A 23,003-nucleotide genomic window follows, 5' to 3' on the forward strand; every position below is an offset into this window, starting at 1 on the left:
TCCTTACTCCAGGTTAACCTCTTTGCGATACGCCCCGTGCATCGCATTTCGGGGACACCGCCACGTGAATACAGACCTTCCAGTACCAGGGTCCGTCGCCGCCGTCATGGACATCGGCGCACGGCTGCGGGTGTTCGACTTCGACGAGTCGATGATCGCGTCCGCCCGTGCCTGCTGGACGATCCTGGAGCCGGACGCGCGCCCCATCGCCCTCGCCTATTGGCGCCAATGGCAGCGGTGTTTCGGCGAGACGATCGACTGGGCCCCGCATGAGGTCGAGAAGATGGTCGAACTGGGCTGCGTCTTCCTGCGCGACCGGTTCCTGTCGACTGCGCAGCGCGGCTGGATCGAGTCGGTCGAGCGGTCCGTCGCCGCCGCGTTCGCCGCCAAGGTGTCGCCGATGGCGCTGCTGTCGATGATCGCCGCCAGCGATCGCGCCGCGCTCGACGTGCTGTTGTCGAAGGTGGAGCCGATCGACCCGCAATTGCCGCTGATGATCGGCGTGCTCAGCCGGCTGTCGATGCTGGAGAGCGACGTCACGCTCGCCATCTACGAAGAATATAACGAGCATGTCCGCCGCGTCGCCCGCGACCGGCTGGCAGCCGATTTCCGCGAGGGGATCGCGTTGACGGTGGAAAGCGCCACCGACGAGGGTCGGGCGCTGCGCGAGCGCACGGTGCGCAGCTCCAACGCCACGCGCGGCATGCTGGGCAAGGCGTCCGAAGTCGCCGCCGCCGCCGAACAGTCCGCCGTCGCGATGCGGGAAGCCGCACAGACCGCCGCCGGCCTGATCCGCGCGATCGAGGATGCCCGCAACGAAGTCGAGGCCGCTGCCGAGATCGCCACACGCGCCAGCGCGCAGGCGAGCCAGGCGGTCGGCATGTCCGAAACGCTGTCCGACCACGCCAAGTCCATCGAATCGATCCTCGGCCTGATCCGCGACATCGCCGGCCAGACCAACCTGCTGGCGCTGAATGCCACGATCGAGGCCGCCCGCGCCGGCGATGCCGGCCGCGGCTTCGCCGTCGTCGCGCAGGAGGTGAAATCGCTCGCCTCGCAGACCGCCCGCGCTACCGACGATATCGCCGCGAAGATCGCCGCGATCCAGTCGGCGACGCGGTCTACGGTCGAGACCAACGCGTCGATCAAGTCCACCGTCGCGGAGGTGCAGGAAAGCGCCGATCGCATCCGGTACGCGATGGAGGCGCAGGCGCAGACCGTCACCGCGATCACCGCCGCGGTCGACGAAACCGCGCTGGCCGCAGACTCGATGTCCGGCACGATCACCGCGATCCGCGAGGATACCGAAGCGGTCGCGACCGAGATCGACTGGGTCGGCCGCGGTTTCGACATTCTCGACAGCCGCCTCGGCAGCCTGAAGACCAGCGCCGGCGACTTCGTCGCCAAAGTCGCCGCCTGAGCCGGCAACGCCGTCATGCCAGCCGCTGCCCTGCTCCGCGAACAACGCTCGATCGGCGAGCGCGTCCGTGACTATGACTGGGATGGCGTGATCGCCCCGGCGGGGCGGACGATCGCCGAACTGCTGGCTGTCGAGGCGAAGAAGGGCGACATCAGCATCGCATTCTGGAATTGCTACACGTCCGATCCGGCGACAGCGCACATCCGCGCGCACTTCACGGCCGATCGAATGGCCGAACTGTACCGCCGCAGCGCCGAATACGGCCAAGCCATCTACGGTGCGCCATTCGCCGATGCGTGGGAGCAGATGGCGATCCGGCACGCGCAGGAAACCGTTGCCGCCGGCGTGCCGCTGCGGGTCCTGCTGAAGGCGCTGGCGCTATCGCATTCCGCGACGTTGAAACTGATCGAACAACAGATCACGGATGTCGCGCAGGTCTGCGTCCTGGCCGATGTCATCCAGCGCATGGCGCTGGTCGAGGCTGATGTCATGGCGTCGCACGTCCGCGGCATGGACGCCCGGCAGGAACGCGACCGACGCATCGCGCGCGACACCGCGTTTCAGGAACGGATCGCAGGCACCATCCATGACACCGCCACGCTCGGCGCACGGCTGCGCGTGCAGGCCGCGGATGCCGCGACCTCCACCCGCCGCGTGCTCGACCGCACCGGCGAGGTGGCGAGCGCCGCCGAACAGTCGGCCGTCGCGATGCGGGAGGCGGCGCAGACTGCCGCCGGGCTGATCCGCGCGATCGAGGCGGCCCGCAACGAGGTCGAGGAAGCCGCCGACATCGCCACCCGCGCCACCGAACAGGCCGGTCGCGCCGTCGGCATGTCGGAAACGCTGTCCGATCACGCCAAATCCATCGAGTCGATCCTCGGCCTGATCCGCGACATCGCCGGCCAGACCAACCTGCTCGCCCTGAACGCCACGATCGAGGCAGCGCGGGCGGGCGACGCCGGCCGCGGCTTCGCGGTGGTCGCGCAGGAGGTGAAATCGCTCGCCTCGCAGACCGCCCGCGCCACCGATGACATCGCCGCCAAAATCGCCGCGATCCAGTCGGCGACCCGCTCCGCCGTCGACACCAACGCCTCGATCCGCGCCACGGTGGTGGAGGTGCAGGCGAGCGCCGACCGTATCCGTCAGGCGATGGAGGCGCAGGCCGGCACCGTCACCGCGATCACCGCGTCGATCGACGAGACCGCACTGGCCGCCGATTCGATGTCCGGCAGCATCGCCGGTATCCGCCAGGATACGCAGGCGGTCGGCAGCGAGATCGACGCGCTCGGCCGCGGCTTCGGCACCGTCGACGACGAGCTCGCGCGGTTGCAGGCGGCCGCGGACGATTTCTCCGCCAAGGTGGCCTAACCGTCCCGCGCGCGATAAGCCGCGCGCATGACGATACTCCTCACCGGATCGAGCCGCGGCATCGGCGCGGCGATCTTCGACACCCTGACCGCCGCCGGCCAGTCGGTGATCGGCCACGGCACCGCCAGCGGCATCCCGGCCGACTTCGACGAACCCGGCGCGGCGCCCGCGTTATGGCACGAGGCGCTGACCCGCGCGGGTGGCGAGATCGACGTGCTCGTCAACAATGCCGGCGTGTTCGAGGCGACGCCGCTGGAGGACGAGGACTGGCTGGCCGGCTGGGAACGGACGATGCGGATCAACCTGACCGCCGCCGCGGAATTGTGCCGGCTGGCGGTGCTGCACTGGCAAGAGCGTGGCGTGTCGGGTCGGATCGTCAACGTCGCCAGCCGCGCGGCGTACCGGGGCGACTCGCCCGCGCACTGGCATTATGCCGCGTCGAAAGCCGGCATGGTCGCGATGACCAAGACGATCGCGCGCGGCTATGCGGCGCAGGACATATTGGCGTTCGCGGTCTGCCCCGGCTTCACGATGACGGGCATGGCGGACGATTACCTCGCCAGCCGCGGCGGCGATAAATTGCTTGCCGACATCCCGCTAGGCCGCGTCGCCGCCCCGGACGAAGTCGCGGCGGCGGTCAAGTTCCTCGCGCTCGATGCGCCGCCGTCGATGACCGGCGCGGTGCTCGACGTGAACGGGGCTAGTTATGTCAGGTAGCTGGAAGATCACCCTTCCCTGCACGCGCGCGGAGGCAGAGGCGATCGACGCGATCGGCGAGCTGCCGTTCGACGCGGTGTTGATGACGACCGAGGTCGTGCTGGACGATGCGGAGGCGTGGCGGCTGGACGCTTATGTCGAGCACCGGCCCGACGCAGCACTGCTGGCGGCACTGGCCGATCTGGCGCCGAGCGCGGCGGGCACAGAACCGGATATCGAGCAACTCGGCGACGAGGATTGGCTGACGATGAGTCAGGCGGGGCTGGAACCGCTGCACGTCGGACGGTTCTTCGTCCACACCGGCGATGCCGAGCCGCCGGCCGGCTCCCGCGCCTTCCACATCGCGGCGGGCCGCGCGTTCGGTACCGGCCATCACGAAACGACGAGCGGCTGTCTGGCGATGCTGGATACGCTGGCGAGCGACGGGCGGTCGTTCGCGAACGTGGCGGATATTGGGACTGGCACCGGCCTGCTCGCCTTTGCGGCGGTCGCACTCTGGCCGGAGGCGGCGGTGACGGCGACCGACATCGACCCCATCGCGATCGATGTCACGCGCGACAATGCCGCCGCGAACGCCATCGCGGTCGGCGACGGCGCGGGGGCCGTAGCGCTGATCGTAGCGGACGGCACGCTGGACGACGGAATCGTGGCGCGCGCACCCTATGATCTGGTGATCGCCAACATTCTTGCCGGTCCTCTGGTGTCGATGGCCCCCGAACTGGCAGCGATTGCCGCACCGAACGCGACGATCCTGCTGGCCGGGCTGCTGGAAACGCAGCGCGAGACGGTGGTCGCAGCCTACCACGAATGCGGCTGCACGCTGGAGACGGTCGACCGCCGCGGCGACTGGAGCGTACTGCGCCTCACGGCCGGGGCGGAGCGGTTCGTGCCGTCCGCGCCGTTTGATCCCAAGGGCCGGGACGGCTGGGCGCTGGACCTCTGATGTTCGCGCGTGGGCGCGGACCCCTACGCCTTCCCCCGCGCATAAGCCTGCGTCCCGCGCGTCACCACCTCGTCCCCCTCGACGATTTCCGCGACGGGGATGTCCGGTAACTCCTTCAACGCCGCGTACAGCGGCGCGAAGTCCGTCTCCACGGTCAACCTCAACAGCTCGTCGAAGCTGGGGATCACGAAGTAGTTCTGCTGGAAATCGTCGATCCGGTATTCCGTCCGCATCACCCGCGCCAGATCGAGCACGATCCGGTTCGGCGACGGATCGTCCAGCGCGAAGCGGCTTTCCGAAAAGCTCGACACGATGCCAGAGCCATAGATGCGCAAGCCCCCCGGCTCTGCGATCAGCCCGAACTCGACCGTGTACCAGTACAGCCGGCCGAGATACTTGAGCGCATCCATCCCCAGCGCCCGCTGACCGCCCCGGCCATAGGCGGCGAGGTAATCCGCGAACACCGGATCGGCGAGCATCGGCACATGCCCGAACACGTCGTGGAAGATGTCCGGTTCCTGCAGGTAATCGAGCTGGTCGGGCCGCCGGATGAAATTGCCCGCGACGAAGCGGCGGTTCGCCATATGGTCGAAGAAAACGTCGTCCGGCACCAGCCCCGGCACCGCCACCACCTGCCACCCGGTCAGCGCCATCAGCCGATCGTTGAGCGCGCGGAAGTCGGGAATGCCCGGCTTGTCGAGCTTCAGCACGTCCAGCCCTTTCAGCCACTCGTTCGACGCGCGGCCGGGCAGCAACGTCGCCTGACGCGCGAACAGCGTGTCCCACGTCGCATGCTCTTCGGGCGTGTAGCGGTCCCAATGCTGGTCGATCGTCCAGTCCGCCCCAGCCCCCTCGGGCGGACGGTCCATCACATGCGTTTCCTGTTCCATGCGCTTGCCCTAGCATGCCCCCTCGTCATGAGGAATGTGAGCATCCGAAACGCACGCATGAGGAGCGCGGTTGCCTGGGCGAAGCGGATCGCCGCCGGGCTTGCGTCGATCGTGATACTGTACCTGATGGTGGGGCTGATCGGCGGTGCGATCCCGGTCAACCGCGGTTGGCGCGAGCCCGCAAACGGCGTGACGATTTGGGTGGAGTCCAACGGCATCCACACCGGCATCGTCGTGCCCAAATTGGCGGCGGGCGTCGACTGGCGCACACTGGCGAAACCCGGCGACCTCCGCGATCCGCGATATGCCGGGTACGATCATCTGTCGTTCGGCTGGGGAGAGCGTGCCTTCTATCTGGAGACGCCGACCTGGTGGGACGTGCGGCCCGCCACCGTGCTCGCCGCGGCGATCGGCAGCGCGCGGACGCTGGTCCATGTCGACCACGTGCCCGCACCGGTCGAGACCGCCAGCGTCCGCCGCCTCGTCGTGACGCCCGACCAATATCGCCGCCTCGCCGCCTATATCGCGGCGAGCGTTAAACCCGACGGCAGCATCGAACCGGGCTATTTCGGCTATGACACCTTCTACGAGGGCACCGGCCGCTACAGCGCGGCGCGGACCTGCAATAGCTGGACCGGCGCTGCGCTGGCGGCGGCAGGGGTGCGGGTCGGGGCGTGGACCCCGTTCCCGGTGACGGTGCTGTGGTGGTTCTAAGCCCCCTTAGTCATCGCGAGCGCGGCGTAGCAATCCCGTGCCGCGAGCAAAGGCCTGCATTGCTTCGTAGCGCCCACGATGACGTTGCATTGGAGTAAGCCGGTTGAACCATTCGCCGCCCTCGAAAGCCCTGTGGGCCGCCGAACTCCCGCGCGCCGCGTGGATGGTCGCAGGCTGGTGGCGGCACCGGGCCATGCTCGCTGCGGCACCGCGTGGCGATGGGCGGCCGATCATGCTGCTGCCGGGCCTGTTCAACTCGGACCGCTCCAATGTCGTGATGCGGCGCTTCCTGAACCGCCTCGGGTACAGAGCGCACGGTTGGGGCCTCGGCCGCAATCTCGGCGTCCGCACGGTCGGCCCCGACGCCGACCGGTTGATCGCGCGGATCGAGGAACTGGCCGCAACGGACGGCCCCGTGACGCTGATCGGTGTCAGCCTCGGCGGCATCATGGCACGCATGGTCGCGCACGCCCGGCCCGATCTGGTGCGCGAGGTCATCACCGTGGCATCGCCCTATGCCGGCTCCGGCAAGGCGACGAACGTCTGGCGCGCATTCGAACTGGTGACGGGCGAACGGCTGGACGATCCGGCCGTGCTCGCCCGCAGCGACGCGATCGCCCGCCCCCTACCCGTTCCTGCCACCGCGATCTGGAGCCGCAGCGACGGGCTGGTCGCCGGCCACATCTGCCGCTCCGACGACTGCCGCGCGATCGAAGTGCGCAGCGGGCATCTGGGCGTGCAGCTTCGCCCCGAAGTACTGGCGGTGATCGCCAAGGTGCTGGCGGGCTGACCCGACCCTCCCCTTGCAAGAGGTAGGGTCAGGGAGGATTCAGTCCCGCGCGACGAACCCGTCATACCCGCGCCGGCAGTCGCCGTCGTCGGGGTTCTTGCGGCAGCGCTTCTCGAACTCGCGACGTTCCTTGCCCTCGCGCGCCTCCGCCTTGCGCATCTTGCGACCATAGTTGCGGTCCGATTCTTCCTGGCTGGTGGTCGTCCAGTCGACCGCCTTGCCCGCGACCTGAAACGGCGCCTTTACGATGCTCGTTGCGGTGCTGATGCAACCGCCCAGCGGCAGCAGCAGGATCGGACCCAACAGCTTCAGTCTCATCGTCATTCTCCCGCCACCGCGTCGCGCGTCTCTACCCCGATTTGCGGAAAGTCGGTGAAGAAACCGTCCACCCCCGACCGCAGCGCCGCCGCGATCTCGCCGCGCAGATCGCCGTGCCCGCCCGCGTCTTCACCGCGCCTGAACGATGGACCGAGGAAAGCATTCTCTGCCCGGAACGTCCACGGATGCACGTGCAGCCCCACGACATGCGCGTCGCGGACCAGCGTGCCGCCGCCCAGCATCGCCTTGTCCGGCCCGATCCCGAATGCGTAGGTCGCGACCTCGGCCAGACCGGCCGGCGTCGTCATCGCGGCATAGCTGGCGACCGCCCCATCCGCGGGAGCACCGTCCGCGGCCAGCAACTGTATCAGCCGCAGCTTCGTCATACCCGCGATCCGCTTCAGGTTCTCGACCTCGAACGACTGGATGAACACCGGCGCGTCCGCCGCCGTCCAGCCCGCCGCGTGCAGCTCCGCCACCAGCGGTTCGTCGGTGCCGAGGCCGATCCCCGCAAAATAGGTCGGGTGTTTGGTCTCGGGATAGATCGCAACGCCGTGCCGCTTCGCGAGCGCGACGATCTCCTTGAGCGTCGGCACCTCGTACCGCCCGTCATGCGCCGCGTTCCCCGGCCGCAGCAACGGCAGCCGCTCCCGCGCCCGCAGCGTCTTGAGTTCGGCGAGCGTGAAATCCTCCACGAACCAGTCCGTCACGCTGCGCCCGTCGATCGTCTTCGTCGTGCGCCGGCCAGCAAACTCCGCCCGCGCCGCCACGTCGGTCGTGTCCGAAACCGCATTCTCGTGGCGCGCGACCAGCACGCCGTTCGACGTCGGCACCAGATCGGGCTCGATCACGTCCGCGCCCTGTTCGATCGCCAATTCGTACGCCGCCAGCGTGTGTTCCGGCCGCTCGCCGCTGGCACCGCGGTGGGCGATCACCAGCGGCCGATCAAACGCCTTGTATCCCATCGAATATTCATCCCGGCCAACAGCTTTGAGAACGTCTCGCAACGGGAGCCGTTAAGCTTACGCCGCGTTCCAAGCCCCGACTGATCAGACCTGCACCATCCGGGGGCTTCCATGCACTTTACCATCAACGGCCGATCCTACGAGGCGGATATCGACGTACGCACGTCGCTGCTCGACCTCTGCCGCGAGCATCTGGAACTGACCGGATCAAAGAAGGGCTGCGATCACGGCCAGTGCGGGGCCTGCACGATGCTGGTCAACGGCCGTCGCGTGAATAGCTGCCTGACGCTGGCGGTGATGCATCAGGACGACGAGATCGTCACGATCGAGGGGCTGGGACAGGTCGGCAACCTGCATCCCTTGCAAGACGCGTTCGTGCGGCACGACGGCTATCAGTGCGGATACTGCACGCCCGGCCAGATCTGCTCCGCGGTCGGCATGCTCGACGAGGTCAAGAAGGGCTGGCCCAGCCACGTCACCGGCGACCTGCATGATGCCGAGCTGTCCGATGCGGAGATTTCGGAGCGGATGAGCGGCAACATCTGCCGCTGCGCCGCCTACCCCAACATTGTCGACGCGATCCGCGAAGTGGCCGGCATGGGCGACCGCGACCCCGTCCTCAAGACCGCGGCGGAGATCGGCGCATGAAGACCTTTCAATACGCCCGCGCCGACAGCGCCGAGACCGCCGTGCAGGAGGCGATCGCCCAAGGCGCGAAGTTCATCGCCGGCGGCACCAACCTGCTCGACCTGATGAAGCTTCAGGTCGAGACGCCGGAAAAGCTCGTTGACATCACCCGCCTGCCGCTGGGTGAGATCGAGCAGCGCGAGGATGGCGGCCTGACGATCGGTGCGCTGGTCCCCAACAGCGATCTCGCCGCCGACCGCCGCGTCATCGACGGGTATGAAGTACTCAGCCGCGCGCTGCTGGCGGGTGCATCGGGCCAGTTGCGCAACAAGGCTACGACGGCGGGCAATCTGCTCCAGCGCACCCGCTGCTATTATTTCTACGACACCGCCAGCCCCTGCAACAAGCGCGAGCCGGGCAGCGGCTGCGGCGCGATCGGCGGGTTCAACCGCATCCTCGCGGTATTGGGTACGTCGGAAAGCTGCATCGCCAGCCATCCCAGCGACATGGCGGTGGCGATGCGTGCGCTGGATGCGACGATCGTCACGCTGAAGAGCGACGGCGACCGCCGGCGGATCGCGATCGGCGACTTCTATCGCCTGCCGGGGAATACGCCGCACATCGAAACCGCGCTGGAGCCGGGCGAACTCATCACCGCGATCGAACTGCCCGCACCGGTAGAGGGCGCGAAGCATCTGTACCGCAAGGTCCGCGACCGCGCCTCCTACGCTTTCGCGCTCGTGTCGGTGGCGGGCGTCGTAAAGATGGACGGCGACACGATCGCCTCTGCCGCGCTGGCGTTCGGTGGCCTCGGCACGATGCCGTGGCGCGACGCGGGCGTGGAGGCGGCTTTGGTCGGCCAACCGGCGACGACCGCCACGTTCGAGGCGGCGGCGGATGCACTGCTCGCCGATGCGCGCGGCTACGGGTCGAACGACTTCAAGATACCTCTCGCCCGGCGGACGCTCATCGCGTCGCTGCGCGACCTGACGGGACGCTGATCCGATGTTCGAGAAACTCTTCGCGGGTGGCGACACCAACAGCCTGACAATGGATGCGCCGCATCCGGCCAGCCTGCTCGACAGCGGCGTGCAGGGCGTCATTTCCCGCCCGATCGACCGGGTGGAGGGGCCGCTGAAGGTTTCCGGCACAGCCACCTATGCCGCCGAATACCGCCTCGACGACATGGTCCACGGCGTCCTCGTCGGCGCGAAGATCGGTCACGGCACCGTCGAGTCGATCGATTGCGACGCGGTGAAGCTGATGCCCGGCGTCATCGACGTCGTGATCGACTTCGACACCTTCATCCGCAACTCGCAACAGGGCGGCGAGACCAACGCCCCGACGCAGGGCGTCAAGGAGGTCGACTATTTCGGCCAGATCGTCGCGATCGTCCTCGCCGACAGCTTCGAGAACGCCCGCGCCGCCGCACAGGCGCTGCCGATCCACTATACGAAGAAGGATGGCCACTACGCCTTCGAGGAACACCGCGACGAAGCGGAGCCGTGTCAGGATTCGCAGGTCCAGGGCTATTACAAGCAGGGCGATGTCGACAAGGCGCTGGCGGAGGCCCCCGTCACGCTCGACGTGACCTATGTCACGCCCAGCCAGAACTCCGCCGCGATGGAGCCGCACGCGTCGATCGCGGTGTGGAACGACGACGCATTGACGCTCTACGGTTCGTACCAGATGCCGACCTCGGACGCGGAGCAATTGGCGAAATCGCTCGGCGTGCCGAAAGACAAGGTGCGGATCATCTCCCGCTATATCGGCGGCGGCTTCGGGTCGAAGCTGGGCATCGCGCCGGAAAGCGTTGCCGCCGCGATCGCGTCGCGCCGGCTCGGCCGGCCGGTCAAGGCCGTGATGGCGCGCCAGCAGGTGTTCGACGCCACCGTCCGCCGCTCCAACACCGAGCAGCGCGTGCGCTTCGCCGCGGGAACGGACGGCAGGCTGACCGCGGTCGCGCATAATTCGCTGACCTCGAACCTGCCCGAGGAGACCTATTTCGAACCGGTCGGCATCTGCACGCACTTCCTGTATTCGGGCGAGAACCGCTCGATCACGCACGATCAGGTGACGCTCAACATCCTGCTGTCCGGGTCGATGCGCGCGCCGGGCGAGGCGGTCGGCATGGTCGGCCTCGAATGCGCGATGGACGAGCTGGCGGAGACGTTGGGCATGGACCCGATCGAACTGCGCAAGGTCAACGATCCCGACCGCGATCCCGAACAGGACGTCCCCTTCTCGTCACGCCAGCTGTCGCGCTCGCTGGAAGAGGGGGCAAAGATGTTCGGCTGGGATCAGCGCAACCGGACGCCCGGCAGCCGGCGCGAAGGTGAGTGGCTAATCGGCATCGGCGTTTCCTCCGCCGCCCGCTCGAACATGCTCCAGCAATCCTCCGCCAAGGTGGAAATCCACCCAGACGGATCGGCGACGGTGTCCTCGGCGATGACCGACATCGGCACCGGCAGCTATACGATCATGGCGCAGATCGCGTCCGAGATCCTCGGCATCCCGGTCGAACGGATCACGATGTCGCTGGGCGACACCAACGATCCCCCCGCCGCCGGCTCCGGCGGATCATGGGGCGCGGCGTCGGCGGGCTCGGCGGTCTACCTCGCCTGCGAACGCCTGCGCGAGAAGCTGGCGGCGGCGATGGACGTCGATGTAGACGTGCTGACGCTGAAGGACGGGATGGCGATCGGCGACAATCGTCAGAAGGCGATCAGCGACCTCGTCGGAGAAGGCATGCAGGCGCTCGGCGAGATCAAGCCGGGCAAGAACGAGAAGCTGCACCGTCAGGCCAGCTACGGCGCCCATTTCGCCGAGGTCGGCGTCAACGCCGTCACCGGCGAAGTCCGCGTCCGCCGCATGCTCGGCGTGTTCGCGGCGGGGCGCATCCTCAACGCGAAGACCGCGCGGTCGCAATGTCTCGGCGGCATGACGTTCGGGATCGGCTGCGCGCTGACCGAGGATCTGATCCACGACCAGCGCACCGGCAAGCTCGTGAACCGCGATCTGGCCGAATATCACGTGCCGGTGAATGCCGACGTGCCGCAGCTCGACGTGCACTTCCTCGACGAGCGCGACATCCACGCCAACCCGATCCACGCCAAGGGGATCGGCGAACTTGGCATCTGCGGCGCCGCACCCGCGATCGTCAACGCCGTCTACAACGCCTGCGGTGTCCGCGTCCGCGAAATGCCGATCACCTGCGACAAGCTGCTGGCAGGTCTGCCGCCGGTCTGAACCCCTTCTCCTTCCAGCTTCCCGTCATTGCGAGCATGGCGAAGCAATCCAGAACCTCACGTCCAGGGCTGGATTGTTTCGCCACGCTCGAACCGACGAACGGTGAACGACACCTTCCCGCCACCCCAACCCCACCCTATCTACGCAGCGGGCTAACAAGGATCAGCACGCGCATGGAACGAATGCAGGACCACGCGTCGCGTCCGGCCGGGCTCAACGGCAACGGTCAGGACATCCTCGGTCACCCGCTGGACCGCATCGACGGCCCCGCCAAGGTCACCGGCACTGCCCGCTACGCCTTCGAAGGCACGCCCGAGAACATCGCCTACGCCGCGATCGTCGGCGCCCCGGTCGGTGCCGGCCGCCTGATCGCAATCGACGACAGCGCCGCCCGCGCCTTACCCGGCGTGATCGCCGTCATTCACGGCGATCCCCGCATGCCCGCAGGCGAAGCGACTTCGCGCGGCATGCCTGCGCTCAACAGCCTCCACTTCCTCCACTTCGGTCAGCCCGTCGCGGTCGTCGTCGCGGAATCGCAACAGGTTGCGACCGGAGCCGCGCGCCTCGTGGACGTGCAAGTGGAAGCCGCCGAGGGCCGCTGGAACCCGCGAGAGCAGCCGGTCGATCGCGATGCGAAGATCGGCTTCCTGCCGCCGATCGACATCGGCGACGTCGACGCGGCACTCGCCAACGCGGCGGTGACGCTCGACGCGACCTACACCACGCCCATCCACTTCCCCGCCGCACTGGAGCCGCATGCGACCACCGCGTGGTGGGAAGGCGACCGGCTGATCGTCCGCACCAGCAACCAGATTGCGGGATCGGCGCGCAACACCATCGCGCAGGTGATGAAGATTCCTCCCGAGCGCGTCCGCGTCCTCGCGCCGTTCGTCGGTGGCGGCTTCGGCGGCAAGACCGCGGTTGGCCCCGAAGTCATCCTCGCCGCGATCGCCGCGGAAAAGATCGGTCGCCCGGTCAAGATCGCGCTGCCCCGCCGCCAGACCGCATATATGGTCCACCACCGCAGCCCGACCGTGCAGCGCATCCGCTTCGGCACCGACGCGGACGGGCACATCACCGCCATCGCGCACGAAAGCGTCGCGTCGCAGAACGATGCGGGCAGCTTCCTCGAACCCGTCCCGTTCGGCACGATCCCGCTGTACGCCGGTGCCGCCCGTCGATTCCGCACCGACGTGGTGCGCGTCGACCTGCCCGAAACCGGCGCGGTCCGTGCGCCCGGTGAGGCGATCGGTACCTTCGCGGTCGAATGCGGCATGGACGAACTCGCCGAAAAGCTGGGCTTCGATCCCATCGACTTGCGCCGGCGCAACGAGCCCAAGGCCGACCCGACCAGCGGCAAGCCCTTTTCCACCCGTCGCCTGCTCGACTGCTATGACGAGGGCGCACGCCGCTTCGGCTGGCCCGATCGCATCCCCGATCCTGGTTCGGTGCGCGATGGCGAATGGCTGATCGGCATCGGCATGGCGGCGGCGCTGCGCGGCAACTTCACCGTCAATGCGGAGGCGCGGGTCAGCGTCCTGCCCGATGGACGCGCGGTGGTCGAGACGGACATGACCGACATCGGCACCGGCACCTACACGATCCTCGCGCAGGTCGCGGGCGAGATGCTCGGCCTGCCGAGCGACCGCGTCGAGGTGCGGCTGGGCGACAGCGACCTGCCCGCCAGCGCCGGCTCCGGCGGTTCGTACGGCGCGGGCAGCGCAGGGTCGGCGGTGGCGCTGGCGTGCGAGGACATCCTCGCCGAACTTGGCCGCCGCATGAACGCGGCGCCGGACGAATTGCGCCTGCGCGATGGCTGCGTCCACGCCGGCGCGCGCACGGTATCGCTCGCCGACCTCTTGCGGAACGGCAAGCCGATCGTCGCACACGGGAAAGCCGGACCGGGCAAGGAGAGCCAGCGCACCAGTCAGGCCAGCCACGGCGCGCAATTCGCGGAGGTTGCGGTCAACGCCATTACAGGCGAAGTTCGCGTCCGCCGCCTGCTCGGCGTGTTCGACATCGGCCGCGTCCTGAACGCCAAGACCGCGCGCAGCCAGTTGATCGGCGGCATGGCGTGGGCTTTGGCGTATGCGCTGACCGAGGACGGGATCGTCGACCCGCGCACCGGCCGTTTCGTGAACCCCGATTTCGGCGAGTACCACGTCGCCGTGAACGCCGACGTCCCGGCGATCGAGGCATTCTTCGTCGAGGAGATCGACGACAGCGCCAACCCCGTCGGCGCGAAGGGCGTCGGCGAACTCGGGATTGCCGGGGCGGGCGCGGCGATCGTCAACGCGGTCTATAACGCCACCGGGGTGCGTGTCCGCGACATGCCGGTGACCGTCGACAAGTTGCTCCCCGGATTGCCGCCGATCTAGACCCATTCCTCCCCTGCCTTTGCAGGGGAGGGGGACCGGCGCAGCCGGTGGAGGGGCGGCGTCCGGGCGGCCCGTTCATCCCGCTCCAATGCCCCTCCACCAGCTTCGCTGGTCCCCCCCCCTCGCTGCGCGAAGGGAGGATTTAGGAAGAAGAAAGAAGAATGGCCGAGAACGATACCGTCATCGCAGCCGCCAAGGCCTGGGCCGGGGAACCGCTCGCGCTCGCTACCGTGGTCAGTACGTGGGGCTCGGCACCGCGTCCGCGGGGCAGCCATATGCTCGTCCACGCCGATGGCCGGTTCGAGGGCTCCGTGTCCGGCGGCTGCGTCGAAAGCGACATCCTCCAGACCGCGGCAGAAGTGATCGCCGGCGCACCGTTTCAGGTGAAACGCTACGGCGTCGCCGATGCCGCGGCGTGGGAGGTGGGTCTACCCTGCGGCGGCGAGATCGCGGTGATGGTGCAACCGGTATCCGCCACGGGCTTCGACCCCGAACTGTTCGATCGTATCGCCCAGGCCCGCGATCAGGGCGACGCGCTGACCGTCACCACCGACCTGTCGACGGGTCATTCCGACCTTCGCCCGGTCGAAACGGGGGAAGTGTTCGTCAACCGCTACGACCCGCCACGCCGCCTGCTGATCGTCGGCGCGGTCCAGATCGCGCAGGCGTTGGCGGCGCTCGCGACCACGCTGGGGATCGAGACGATCGTCATCGATCCACGCGGCCGCTTCCTGACGGAGGAACGCTTCCCCGGCGTGACGCTCGACGATCGCTGGCCGGACGAAGCGATCGCGGCGTGGCGACCGGGTCCGGCGACCGCCGTCGTGACGCTGTCGCACGATACCAAGATCGACGACCCGGCACTGATCGCCGCGCTCGCCACCGATGCCAGCTATGTCGGCGCGCTCGGCAGCCGGCGCAGTCATGTCGCCCGGCGGGAGCGTCTGGCAGAGGCGGGCGTTGAGCCCTCCGCCATCGACCGCATCGACGCGCCGGTGGGAATCGATATCGGGGCGATCGGCCCATCGGAGATCGCATTGTCGATCGCCGCGGCCATGGTGGGAGCATTTCGTGATAAATCCCAATAGGCTGACGGTCGAGCATACCGTCCTGATCCTGCTCGCCGCCGGTCGGTCGCAGCGTTACGGCGACATCGGGTCGAAGCTGGACGCCGAGTTCCTCGGCAAGCCGCTCGGCCTGCACGTCGCGGTGGCGCTGGAGAGCGTGCCGTTCATGGCCCGCCTCGCGATCATCGACGGTGCGAAGCTCGATTACACCCCTCACGGGTTCGAGACGATCCACAACGACGATCCCGGAGAGGGCATGTCCCGCTCCGTCCGCCTCGGAGTGGAACGCGCACGGGAACTGGGCGCGGACGCGGTGCTGATCGCGCTCGCCGACATGCCGCGCGTCACCGCCGCGCACATCCTGCGCATGATGGACTCCGCCCACGGCGAGGACGCCGTGGTGGCCTCCAGCGACGGCAGCGAGACCAAGCCGCCGGCGATCTTCGGCAAGGGGCGCTTCGATTACCTGATGTCGCTGACCGGAGAAAAGGGCGCCGCCGACATGGTCAAGGCGGGCCGCCACGTCGTGACCAACCCCGCCGAACTCATCGACGTCGACACCGCCGAGGAGCTGGAGGAACTCCGCGCGCTGGTCCACGACGCGCGCGCCCACACGATCCGGTACGACGCCGCTACTCGTGACGAAGGGCGTCGATCGGATTGAGCGCGGCGGCGCGGCGGGCCGGGAAATAGCCGAACACGACCCCGATCACCGCCGATATCGCGAACGCGATCATGTTGATCTGCGGGTCGAACGTCCAAGGCACCTGCATCAACGGCGACAGCGCCAGGATGACGCCCTGCGCCAGCACCAGCCCGATCACGCCGCCCAGGCACGACAGCGCCACCGCTTCGACCAGGAACTGCAACAGCACCTCCCGCGCGACCGCGCCGATGGCCAGCCGGATACCGATCTCCCGCGTCCGCTCCGTCACCGACACCAGCATGATGTTCATGATGCCGATGCCACCGACGACGAGCGAGATCGCCGCCACCGCCGCGACGATCCGCGTCAGCAGCGTCGTCGTACCGGTCAGCGTGTCGCTGATCTGCTTCGTGTCGAAGATGTTGAAATCGTCTTCCTTGCCGCCGGTGATGTTGCGTCGTTCGCGCAACAGATCGCTGATCCCCGCCTGCACCGTGCTGGTCTGATACGCCTGATCGACGCCGACCAGCATCAGGCGGATATCCTGCGTGCCCGTGAAGCGCCGCTGCACCGCCTTGATCGGCATGACGACGACATCGTCCTGATCGCCGAACCCGCCCTGCCCGCGCGTGTTGAGCGTTCCGATGACTTCGCACGTGATGTTGCCCAGCCGGAACCGCGCGCCGACCGCGTCCTGCCCGCGGAACAGGTTCTGGCGGACGGTATTGCCGATCAGGCACACGGCCTTGCCCGCCGCCTCCTCCGCCGGTGTCCAGTATCGCCCGGCGGTCAACGGCCACGGCTGCACCGTCAGAAACGCCGCCGTCGTGCCGTTGATCGTCGTCGACCAGTTCGCGCCGTTGTAGATCGCGGTCGCGCTGGAACTCGCCTGCGGGGCGACGGCGGTGACGCCGGCGATCTGGTTCGCGATCGCCTCGACATCCGCTTCCTTGAAGTCTGGCGGACGCGGGCCGCCGCCGCCGCGGCCGAAGCCCTGTCCGGGACGCACCTGAAGCACGTTGGTGCCCAGCGCGGAAATCGACGCCTGCACCGCCGAGGTGGTCGCCTTGCCCAGCGTGACCATCGTCACGACGGCACCGACGCCGATGACGATGCCGAGAATGGTCAGGAACGACCGCAGCAGATGCCGCCGGATCGACCGCAGCGCGAGGATGAGCGTGGTGCCGAGCATCAGTCCGCCTCCACCCTCTCGCCCTGCCGATGACGGGACTCGATCCGCTCCACCAGCCCATCCTTGAAATGCACGACCGTCCGCGCGAACGCCGCCATGTCGGGTTCGTGCGTGACCATCAGCACGGTGATGCCGGCATCGCGGTTCAGCCCGGTCAGCAGTTCCATGATCTCCACCGACCGTTCCGAATCGAGGTTGCCGGTGGGCTCGTCCGCGAGCAGCACGTCGGGGCTGGTCACGATCGCCCGAGCGATCGCCACGCGCTGTTGCTGACCGCCGGACAGTTCAGCGGGCGTGTGATCCCACCAGTCCGCTAGCCCGACCTTGTCGAGCGCCGCCATGCCCAGCTCGCGCCGCGCCTTCTTGTCCTCGCCCCGGTACAGCAGCGGCAGCTCGACATTCTCCAGCGCCGACGTGCGGCTGAGCAGGTTGAAGCCCTGGAACACGAAGCCGAGATATTTCCGCCGCAGCAACGCGCGCTGGTCGCGGTCCAGCGTCTCGATATGGTGGCCGCGAAACATGAACTCGCCACCCGACGGCACGTCGAGGCAGCCGAGAATGTTCATCGTCGTGGACTTGCCCGATCCCGACGGCCCCATCACCGCGACGAAATCACCACCCTCAATGTCGAGGTCGACACCCTTCAGCGCCTGGAACATCGTCGCGCCGCTGCCATAGATCTTCGTCACGCCCTTCAGCGAGATCAGCGGGGCCGAGGTCGCGCCAGGAACGGGAGAGGGGTTACTGGCCACCCCCGCCCCCCTGACGCCGCTGTCCGCCGCTGCGCCGCGCGCCGGCTGCCGGCGCGGAGCCGTCGCCTGCCGCAAGCTGGCCGGTGATGACCTCCTGCCCCGGCTTCAGATTGCCCGAAAGGACTTCGGTGACGGTGCCGTTGGTATCGCCGGTGGTGATCTGCACCGCCTGCGGCGTACCGTCCGCACCCTTCACGTACACCGTCTGCTGCGCACCACGGCCGAGCTTCGCCGTCCGCTCCGGCCGGTCGCGACGGGGGCGGAAGGTCAGCGACCCGGCGATGCCGCCCTGCCCGCCAGCCGCACCCGCCGCCGCGGGCTTGAACCGCAGCGCGGCGTTCGGCACCAGCAGCGCGTTGTCCTTGGCCGACGTGGTGATGTCCGCCGTCGCCGTCATGCCCGGCCGCAATATGCCGTCCGGGTTCGCCACGGTCAGGTCGGCGGCGTAGCTGACCACCTGTCCTGTCGTCGCCGTTGTCCCAGCGGTCGATGTCGACGCGGTCGCCGCGCTGACGGTCAGGTTCGAGCCGAGATCGACGCGGGTGATGACCGCCGGAAAGGTGCGGCCGGGGAATGCGTCGACGGTGAAGTTCGCCTTCTGGCCCAGTTCCACCTCGCCCACGTCCGCCTCGTCGATCGCGACCTCCAGCTTCATCTTGGTCAGGTCTTCGGCGATCACGAACAGCGTCGGCGTGTTGAACGACGCGGCGACGGTCTGGCCGGGATCGACCTGCCGCGCCAGCACCACGCCCGATACGGGACTGCGGATGATCGCGCGCGACCGCTGCGTCTGCGACTGCGCCAGCTGCGCGCGGGCGGCGGCGACGTTCGCCTGCGCCGTCCTCAGGCCTGCAACGGCGCGCTGCGCATTGGCGCGGCCGGTCTGGAGTTCGGTGGCGGACGGCACGCGGCCGTTCGACAGCTTGTACACTTCTTCAAGGCGGCGAAGCTGCGCGTTCGCCTCCGCGACGGTCGCCTGCGCCTGCGCCACGCCCGCCTGATTGGCGGCAAGCGTCGCTTGCGCGGCGCGGATCTGGTCATCGATCTGTTCGGGATCGATCAGCGCCAGCGCCTGCCCCGCCGTGACGCGGTCGTTGACGTCGACCACGACGCGCGTGACGAGGCCCGACAGCTGCGACCCGACCGTGACCTGATTGGTCGGGGCCAGCTTGCCCGTCGCCGACACGCTGACCGTCAGGTCGCCGCGCGCCACCGGTGCGGTCGAATATTCGACCTTGTCGGACCCGCCGAAGCACTTCGACAGCAGCAGACCGAGCAACACGACGCCGATCGCGACGAACACCCATTTCACATAGCGCCGCCACGCCGGCACGGGCTTCACGCCCAGGAATTCGTCGGTGTTCGGGTCGGCCATCAGCGGGGTTCCGTCACGTTAGCGGCGCGGACGGTATCAACGTCCGGTATGGTGTTCGCGTCCCAGCCGCCGCCGAGCGCGACGTACAAAGCGACCAGGGCCGTCGCGGCATCGGACCGCGCCTGCGTCAGGCCGTTGCGGGCGGACAGCAAAGCCGCCTCCTGCTGGTTGAGCGTGGTGAAATCGGTCAGGCCGGAGCGATACTGGCTGCGGCTGAGGATCGCGGAAGTGTTGGCCGCGTCCAGCGCGATGGCGAACTCCCGCTCACGAGCCTGCGCCGTGGTCAGCGCAACGATCGCGTTCTCGACATCCTCCAGCGCCAACAGGACCGTGCCCTTGTACGCCGCCAGCGCGGCCTCGGCGATCGCCTCCTGCCCGCGTACCTGACTGCGCAGCCGGCCACCGTTGAAGATCGCCTGCGTCAGCCCCGCGAACAGCCCGCCGGTGATCGCGTCGCCGATATTGCCGATCGATGTCGCGTTGGTGTTGATGTTGCCCGTGATCGCCAGCGCCGGGTACAGCCGCGCTTTCGCCACCCCGATCTGCGCCGTCGCCGCCGCCAGCGCCCGTTCCGCCGATCGCACGTCGGGCCGCTGGCGCAGCGTGTCCGCGGGAATACCGATGCCGACCGATGCCGGGCCGGTAGGGATCGGCTTCGCCGCCACCAGTTCGCCCTTCAGCGCGCCCGGTGCCTGCCCCGTCAGCACGCCCAGCCGCGATACCGCGGCGTTGTACTGCTGCTCCAGAGAAGGGATCGTCGCGGCAGTCTGCGCCCGCTGAACCCGCGCCTGCTCGCTGTCGAGCGACGAGACGAGGCCGGCCTGTACGCGGAATCCGGCGATCTCCAGATTGTCGTCCTGCAACGTCAGCGACGCGCGCGCATTGGCGATCTGAGCCTGATACGCGCGTGCCAGCACATAATTGCGCGCCGTCTCGCTCTGCACCGTCTGGATCACGCCGGCATAATCGTACCCGGCGGACTCATACTGCGCCCGCGTCGCCTCGACGGTGCGACGCAGTTCGCCGAAGATCCCGACCTGCCAGCTCGCCGACAACCCCACCGAAAAATTGTTGGTGCCGCCGCCGCCGGTGTCGACGACCGTCCCGTCCGGCAGCGTGAAGGACCGTCCGCCGCCGCGCAGATTCTCGTTGCGCTGGTAGCCGGTGGAACCTGACACCGTCGGCAACAGGCTGCCCCGGCTCTGCACCAGCGGCTCCCGCGCCTGCCGCAACCGAGCGATCGCCTGTGCGACGTCGGTGTTGTTGGCGGCAGCCTGCTCGACCAGCCGGCCGAGCACGGGATCGTCGAACCGGTTCCACCACCGCGTCAGGTCTTCGCGCGTCGGCGCGCCCGGCACCGAGTACGCCTCCGGTACGCCGAGTTCGGCGGGCGTGCGGGGGCGGTAATCGGGACCGACGCTACACGCGCTGAGCGTCGCGGCGGATAGCAAAAGGACGCGGGCACGGACCATGCACGATGGATGGCGGGAGGGCGGCGGAGCGTCCAGCGCTTTTGTGTCGCAGTTTGTCGCGGGACTTCCCTGCTGCCACTCCGATCCGTCCCCCTACTCCAGCTCCAGAATCACCTGATCCACCGCCAGGCTCTCGCCGGCCTTGGCCTCCACCGTCTTCACCACGCCCGACTTCCCGGCGCGCAGGATGTTCTCCATCTTCATCGCCTCGACCACCGCCAGCGGCTGACCTGCCTCCACACGGTCGCCTTCCGCCACGTCGAGCCGCACCAGCAACCCCGGCATCGGCGCGAGCAGGAAGCGCGACAGGTCCGGCGGCACCTTCTCGATCAGGTGCTCGGCATAGGCCGCCATCCGCGCCGGCAGCACGCGGGCGACATGGCTCGCGCCGCGCGTCGACAGCCGGAAACCGCTGCGCACCGGCTCCAGCTTCACCGTCAGCGGCACGTCGTCGACCTCGACCTCCACGATCCGGTCGCCGGGCGTATATTCCATCGCCAGATCGAGTTCTTCACCGTCCACGAGAATGCCGTCCGTCGATACCGCGACGAGATGGTCGACCCCGCCAATCCGCACCGTCCAGTCGGCCGGCGGGCGCAGCGTGCGACCGAGTTGCCCGTCGATCCGCCGCGCACGATCCGCGTGCGCCGTCCCCGCGAAGGCCGCCACCGCCGCCAGCGTACGCAACAGTTCCGCCGACGCCGGGGCGCCGTGGAAGCCTTCAGGATATTCCTCCGCGATGAACCCCGTCGTGATCGCGCCCGAGCGGAAGCGCGGATGCTGCATCAGCGCCGACAGGAAATCGAGGTTCGTCCCCGGTCCCTCGATCTGGAACGCATCCAGCGCCGCGACTTGCGTATCGATCGCCTCCTCGCGCGTCGGCGCCCAGGTGATGAGCTTGGCGATCATCGGGTCGTAGAACATGCTGACCTCGCCGCCCTCGACCACGCCGTCATCGACGCGGACGTAAGGCGTGCGGTCATCACGCTCCCCGGACGAGTAGGGCGCGGCGGACGACTCCGGCGGCGCATAACGCACCAGTCGTCCGATGCTCGGCAGGAACCCACGATACGGGTCCTCGGCGTACACGCGGTTCTCGATCGCCCAGCCGTCCAGCCGCACGTCGGGCTGCCCGAACGCCAGCTTTTCGCCCGCCGCGACGCGGATCATCTGTTCGACCAGATCGAGCCCGGTGATCGCCTCCGTCACCGGATGCTCGACCTGCAGCCGGGTGTTCATTTCCAGGAAGTAGAAACCCTGCCCTGTCGTATCCGCACCCGACACGATCAGCTCCACGGTACCGGCCGAATAATAGCCGACCGCCCGCGCCAGCGCGACCGCCTGCTCGCCCATCGCGCGGCGCATGTCGGGCGTGACGAAAGGCGACGGCGCTTCCTCGACCACCTTCTGGTGCCGCCGCTGGATCGAGCATTCGCGCTCGCCGAGATAGACGATGTTGCCATGCTGGTCGCCCAGCACCTGAATCTCGATATGCCGCGGGGACTCGATGAACTTCTCGATGAAGACGCGGTCGTCGCCGAAACTTGCCAGCCCCTCGCGCTTGGTCGCCTCGAACCCCTCGCGCACGTCCTGCTCGCCGTACGCCAGCCGCATGCCCTTGCCGCCGCCGCCGGCGGATGCCTTCATCATCACCGGATAGCCGATGTCGGATGCGATCCGCACCGCCTCGTCCGTGTCCGCGATCTCGCCCAGGAAGCCCGGCACGACGTTGACGCCCGCCGCCTTGGCGAGCTTCTTGGACTCGATCTTGTCGCCCATCGCGGCGATGGCGTTCGGCGGAGGCCCGACGAACGCGATCCCCGCCTCCGCGCACGCCCGTGCGAAACTCTCCCGCTCGCTCAGGAAACCATAGCCGGGATGGATGCAGTCCGCGCCCGTCTCCTTCGCCGCCAGCAGGATCAGCTCCGCCTTCAGATAGCTCTCCGCCGCCGGTGCCGGCCCCAGCCGCACGGACTCGTCCGCGAGCAGGACATGCGGACTGCGCGCATCCGCATCGGAATAGACCGCGACCGTCGCGATCCCCATCCGCTTGGCGGTCCGCATCACCCGACACGCGATCTCGCCGCGATTGGCGACCAGGATTTTCTTGAACATCCTCT

Annotated in this window: 20 protein-coding genes; 12 read left to right on the plus strand and 8 right to left on the minus strand. The window is 68.3% G+C overall.

The window, feature by feature from the left end:
* The first annotated feature begins 106 nt into the window (after positions 1 to 106).
* The 4 genes from ILT43_RS05580 to ILT43_RS05595 are packed head-to-tail and all read left to right on the plus strand — an operon-like array spanning position 107 to position 4,448.
* Positions 107 to 1,420, plus strand: coding sequence for a methyl-accepting chemotaxis protein (locus ILT43_RS05580; protein WP_204195951.1), 1,314 nt, complete (start codon positions 107 to 109; stop codon positions 1,418 to 1,420).
* 15 nt (positions 1,421 to 1,435) lie between these two features.
* Positions 1,436 to 2,788, plus strand: a complete 1,353-nt coding sequence (locus ILT43_RS05585) for a methyl-accepting chemotaxis protein (protein WP_204195952.1) — start codon at positions 1,436 to 1,438, stop codon at positions 2,786 to 2,788.
* 27 nt (positions 2,789 to 2,815) lie between these two features.
* Positions 2,816 to 3,505, plus strand: coding sequence for an SDR family NAD(P)-dependent oxidoreductase (locus ILT43_RS05590; RefSeq protein WP_204195953.1), 690 nt, complete (start codon positions 2,816 to 2,818; stop codon positions 3,503 to 3,505).
* On the plus strand, positions 3,495 to 4,448 hold the full coding sequence (locus ILT43_RS05595; protein WP_204195954.1) for a 50S ribosomal protein L11 methyltransferase: 954 nt from the start codon (positions 3,495 to 3,497) through the stop codon (positions 4,446 to 4,448). The genes ILT43_RS05590 and ILT43_RS05595 overlap by 11 nt, the downstream gene beginning before the upstream one ends.
* A gap of 23 nt (positions 4,449 to 4,471) precedes the next feature.
* On the opposite strand, the gene phhA is transcribed toward ILT43_RS05595, so the two are convergent.
* Entirely contained in the window at positions 4,472 to 5,338 is an 867-nt protein-coding gene (gene phhA / locus ILT43_RS05600) for a phenylalanine 4-monooxygenase (RefSeq protein WP_211534360.1), read from the minus strand.
* 57 nt (positions 5,339 to 5,395) lie between these two features.
* Here phhA and ILT43_RS05605 point away from each other — a divergent pair, with 57 nt between their 5' ends.
* Complete coding sequence (locus tag ILT43_RS05605; RefSeq protein ID WP_204195956.1) at positions 5,396 to 6,052, plus strand: TIGR02117 family protein; 657 nt, start codon at positions 5,396 to 5,398, stop codon at positions 6,050 to 6,052.
* A gap of 103 nt (positions 6,053 to 6,155) precedes the next feature.
* A complete protein-coding gene (locus ILT43_RS05610; protein ID WP_204195957.1) occupies positions 6,156 to 6,842 on the plus strand; it encodes an esterase/lipase family protein in 687 nt (228 codons plus the stop codon).
* Between the two features lie 39 nt (positions 6,843 to 6,881).
* On the opposite strand, the gene ILT43_RS05615 is transcribed toward ILT43_RS05610, so the two are convergent.
* Both ILT43_RS05615 and ILT43_RS05620 read right to left on the minus strand, forming a co-directional pair.
* Positions 6,882 to 7,166: a hypothetical protein gene (locus tag ILT43_RS05615; RefSeq protein ID WP_425530284.1), complete on the minus strand. Its 285-nt coding sequence runs from the start codon at positions 7,164 to 7,166 to the stop codon at positions 6,882 to 6,884.
* Positions 7,163 to 8,125: a glycerophosphodiester phosphodiesterase gene (locus ILT43_RS05620; protein WP_204195959.1), complete on the minus strand. Its 963-nt coding sequence runs from the start codon at positions 8,123 to 8,125 to the stop codon at positions 7,163 to 7,165. The genes ILT43_RS05615 and ILT43_RS05620 overlap by 4 nt, the downstream gene beginning before the upstream one ends.
* Positions 8,126 to 8,236: 111 nt before the next feature.
* On the opposite strand from ILT43_RS05620, the gene ILT43_RS05625 reads away from it, so the two are divergent.
* The 6 genes from ILT43_RS05625 to ILT43_RS05650 all read left to right on the plus strand — a co-directional run bounded on the left by ILT43_RS05625 (position 8,237) and on the right by ILT43_RS05650 (position 16,110).
* Positions 8,237 to 8,773 carry a 2Fe-2S iron-sulfur cluster-binding protein gene (locus ILT43_RS05625; RefSeq protein ID WP_204195960.1) on the plus strand — a complete coding sequence of 179 codons (537 nt, stop codon included), beginning with the start codon at positions 8,237 to 8,239 and terminating at the stop codon, positions 8,771 to 8,773.
* Positions 8,770 to 9,753: an FAD binding domain-containing protein gene (locus ILT43_RS05630; protein ID WP_204195961.1), complete on the plus strand. Its 984-nt coding sequence runs from the start codon at positions 8,770 to 8,772 to the stop codon at positions 9,751 to 9,753. Before ILT43_RS05625 ends, ILT43_RS05630 begins: the two co-directional genes overlap by 4 nt.
* Before the next feature lie 4 nt (positions 9,754 to 9,757).
* Entirely contained in the window at positions 9,758 to 12,001 is a 2,244-nt protein-coding gene (locus tag ILT43_RS05635) for a xanthine dehydrogenase family protein molybdopterin-binding subunit (protein ID WP_204195962.1), read from the plus strand.
* Between the two features lie 173 nt (positions 12,002 to 12,174).
* The gene (locus ILT43_RS05640) at positions 12,175 to 14,379 is read left to right on the plus strand and encodes a xanthine dehydrogenase family protein molybdopterin-binding subunit (RefSeq protein WP_204195963.1); all 2,205 of its coding nucleotides are present in this window, start codon (positions 12,175 to 12,177) and stop codon (positions 14,377 to 14,379) included.
* A gap of 161 nt (positions 14,380 to 14,540) precedes the next feature.
* Positions 14,541 to 15,467 carry an XdhC family protein gene (locus tag ILT43_RS05645; protein ID WP_204195964.1) on the plus strand — a complete coding sequence of 309 codons (927 nt, stop codon included), beginning with the start codon at positions 14,541 to 14,543 and terminating at the stop codon, positions 15,465 to 15,467.
* Positions 15,451 to 16,110 (plus strand): NTP transferase domain-containing protein, encoded by a 660-nt coding sequence (locus ILT43_RS05650; protein ID WP_204195965.1) that lies wholly within the window; start codon positions 15,451 to 15,453, stop codon positions 16,108 to 16,110. The genes ILT43_RS05645 and ILT43_RS05650 overlap by 17 nt, the downstream gene beginning before the upstream one ends.
* Here ILT43_RS05650 and ILT43_RS05655 read toward each other — a convergent pair.
* The 5 genes from ILT43_RS05655 to ILT43_RS05675 all read right to left on the minus strand — a co-directional run bounded on the left by ILT43_RS05655 (position 16,079) and on the right by ILT43_RS05675 (position 22,998).
* Entirely contained in the window at positions 16,079 to 17,284 is a 1,206-nt protein-coding gene (locus ILT43_RS05655; RefSeq protein WP_204195966.1) for an ABC transporter permease, read from the minus strand. The two genes, ILT43_RS05650 and ILT43_RS05655, sit on opposite strands and share 32 nt — an antisense overlap.
* A complete protein-coding gene (locus ILT43_RS05660; RefSeq protein ID WP_204196175.1) occupies positions 17,284 to 17,943 on the minus strand; it encodes an ABC transporter ATP-binding protein in 660 nt (219 codons plus the stop codon). Before ILT43_RS05660 ends, ILT43_RS05655 begins: the two co-directional genes overlap by 1 nt.
* Before the next feature lie 82 nt (positions 17,944 to 18,025).
* The gene (locus ILT43_RS05665; protein WP_204195967.1) at positions 18,026 to 19,411 is read right to left on the minus strand and encodes an efflux RND transporter periplasmic adaptor subunit; all 1,386 of its coding nucleotides are present in this window, start codon (positions 19,409 to 19,411) and stop codon (positions 18,026 to 18,028) included.
* Positions 19,411 to 20,883: an efflux transporter outer membrane subunit gene (locus ILT43_RS05670; protein WP_204195968.1), complete on the minus strand. Its 1,473-nt coding sequence runs from the start codon at positions 20,881 to 20,883 to the stop codon at positions 19,411 to 19,413. Before ILT43_RS05670 ends, ILT43_RS05665 begins: the two co-directional genes overlap by 1 nt.
* 93 nt (positions 20,884 to 20,976) lie before the next feature.
* Entirely contained in the window at positions 20,977 to 22,998 is a 2,022-nt protein-coding gene (locus ILT43_RS05675; RefSeq protein WP_204195969.1) for an acetyl-CoA carboxylase biotin carboxylase subunit, read from the minus strand.
* Between the last annotated feature and the right edge of the window lie 5 nt (positions 22,999 to 23,003).

Source organism: Sphingomonas longa (assembly GCF_016892685.1).
In the GTDB taxonomy this organism is placed as follows: Bacteria; Pseudomonadota; Alphaproteobacteria; order Sphingomonadales; family Sphingomonadaceae; genus Sphingomonas; species Sphingomonas longa.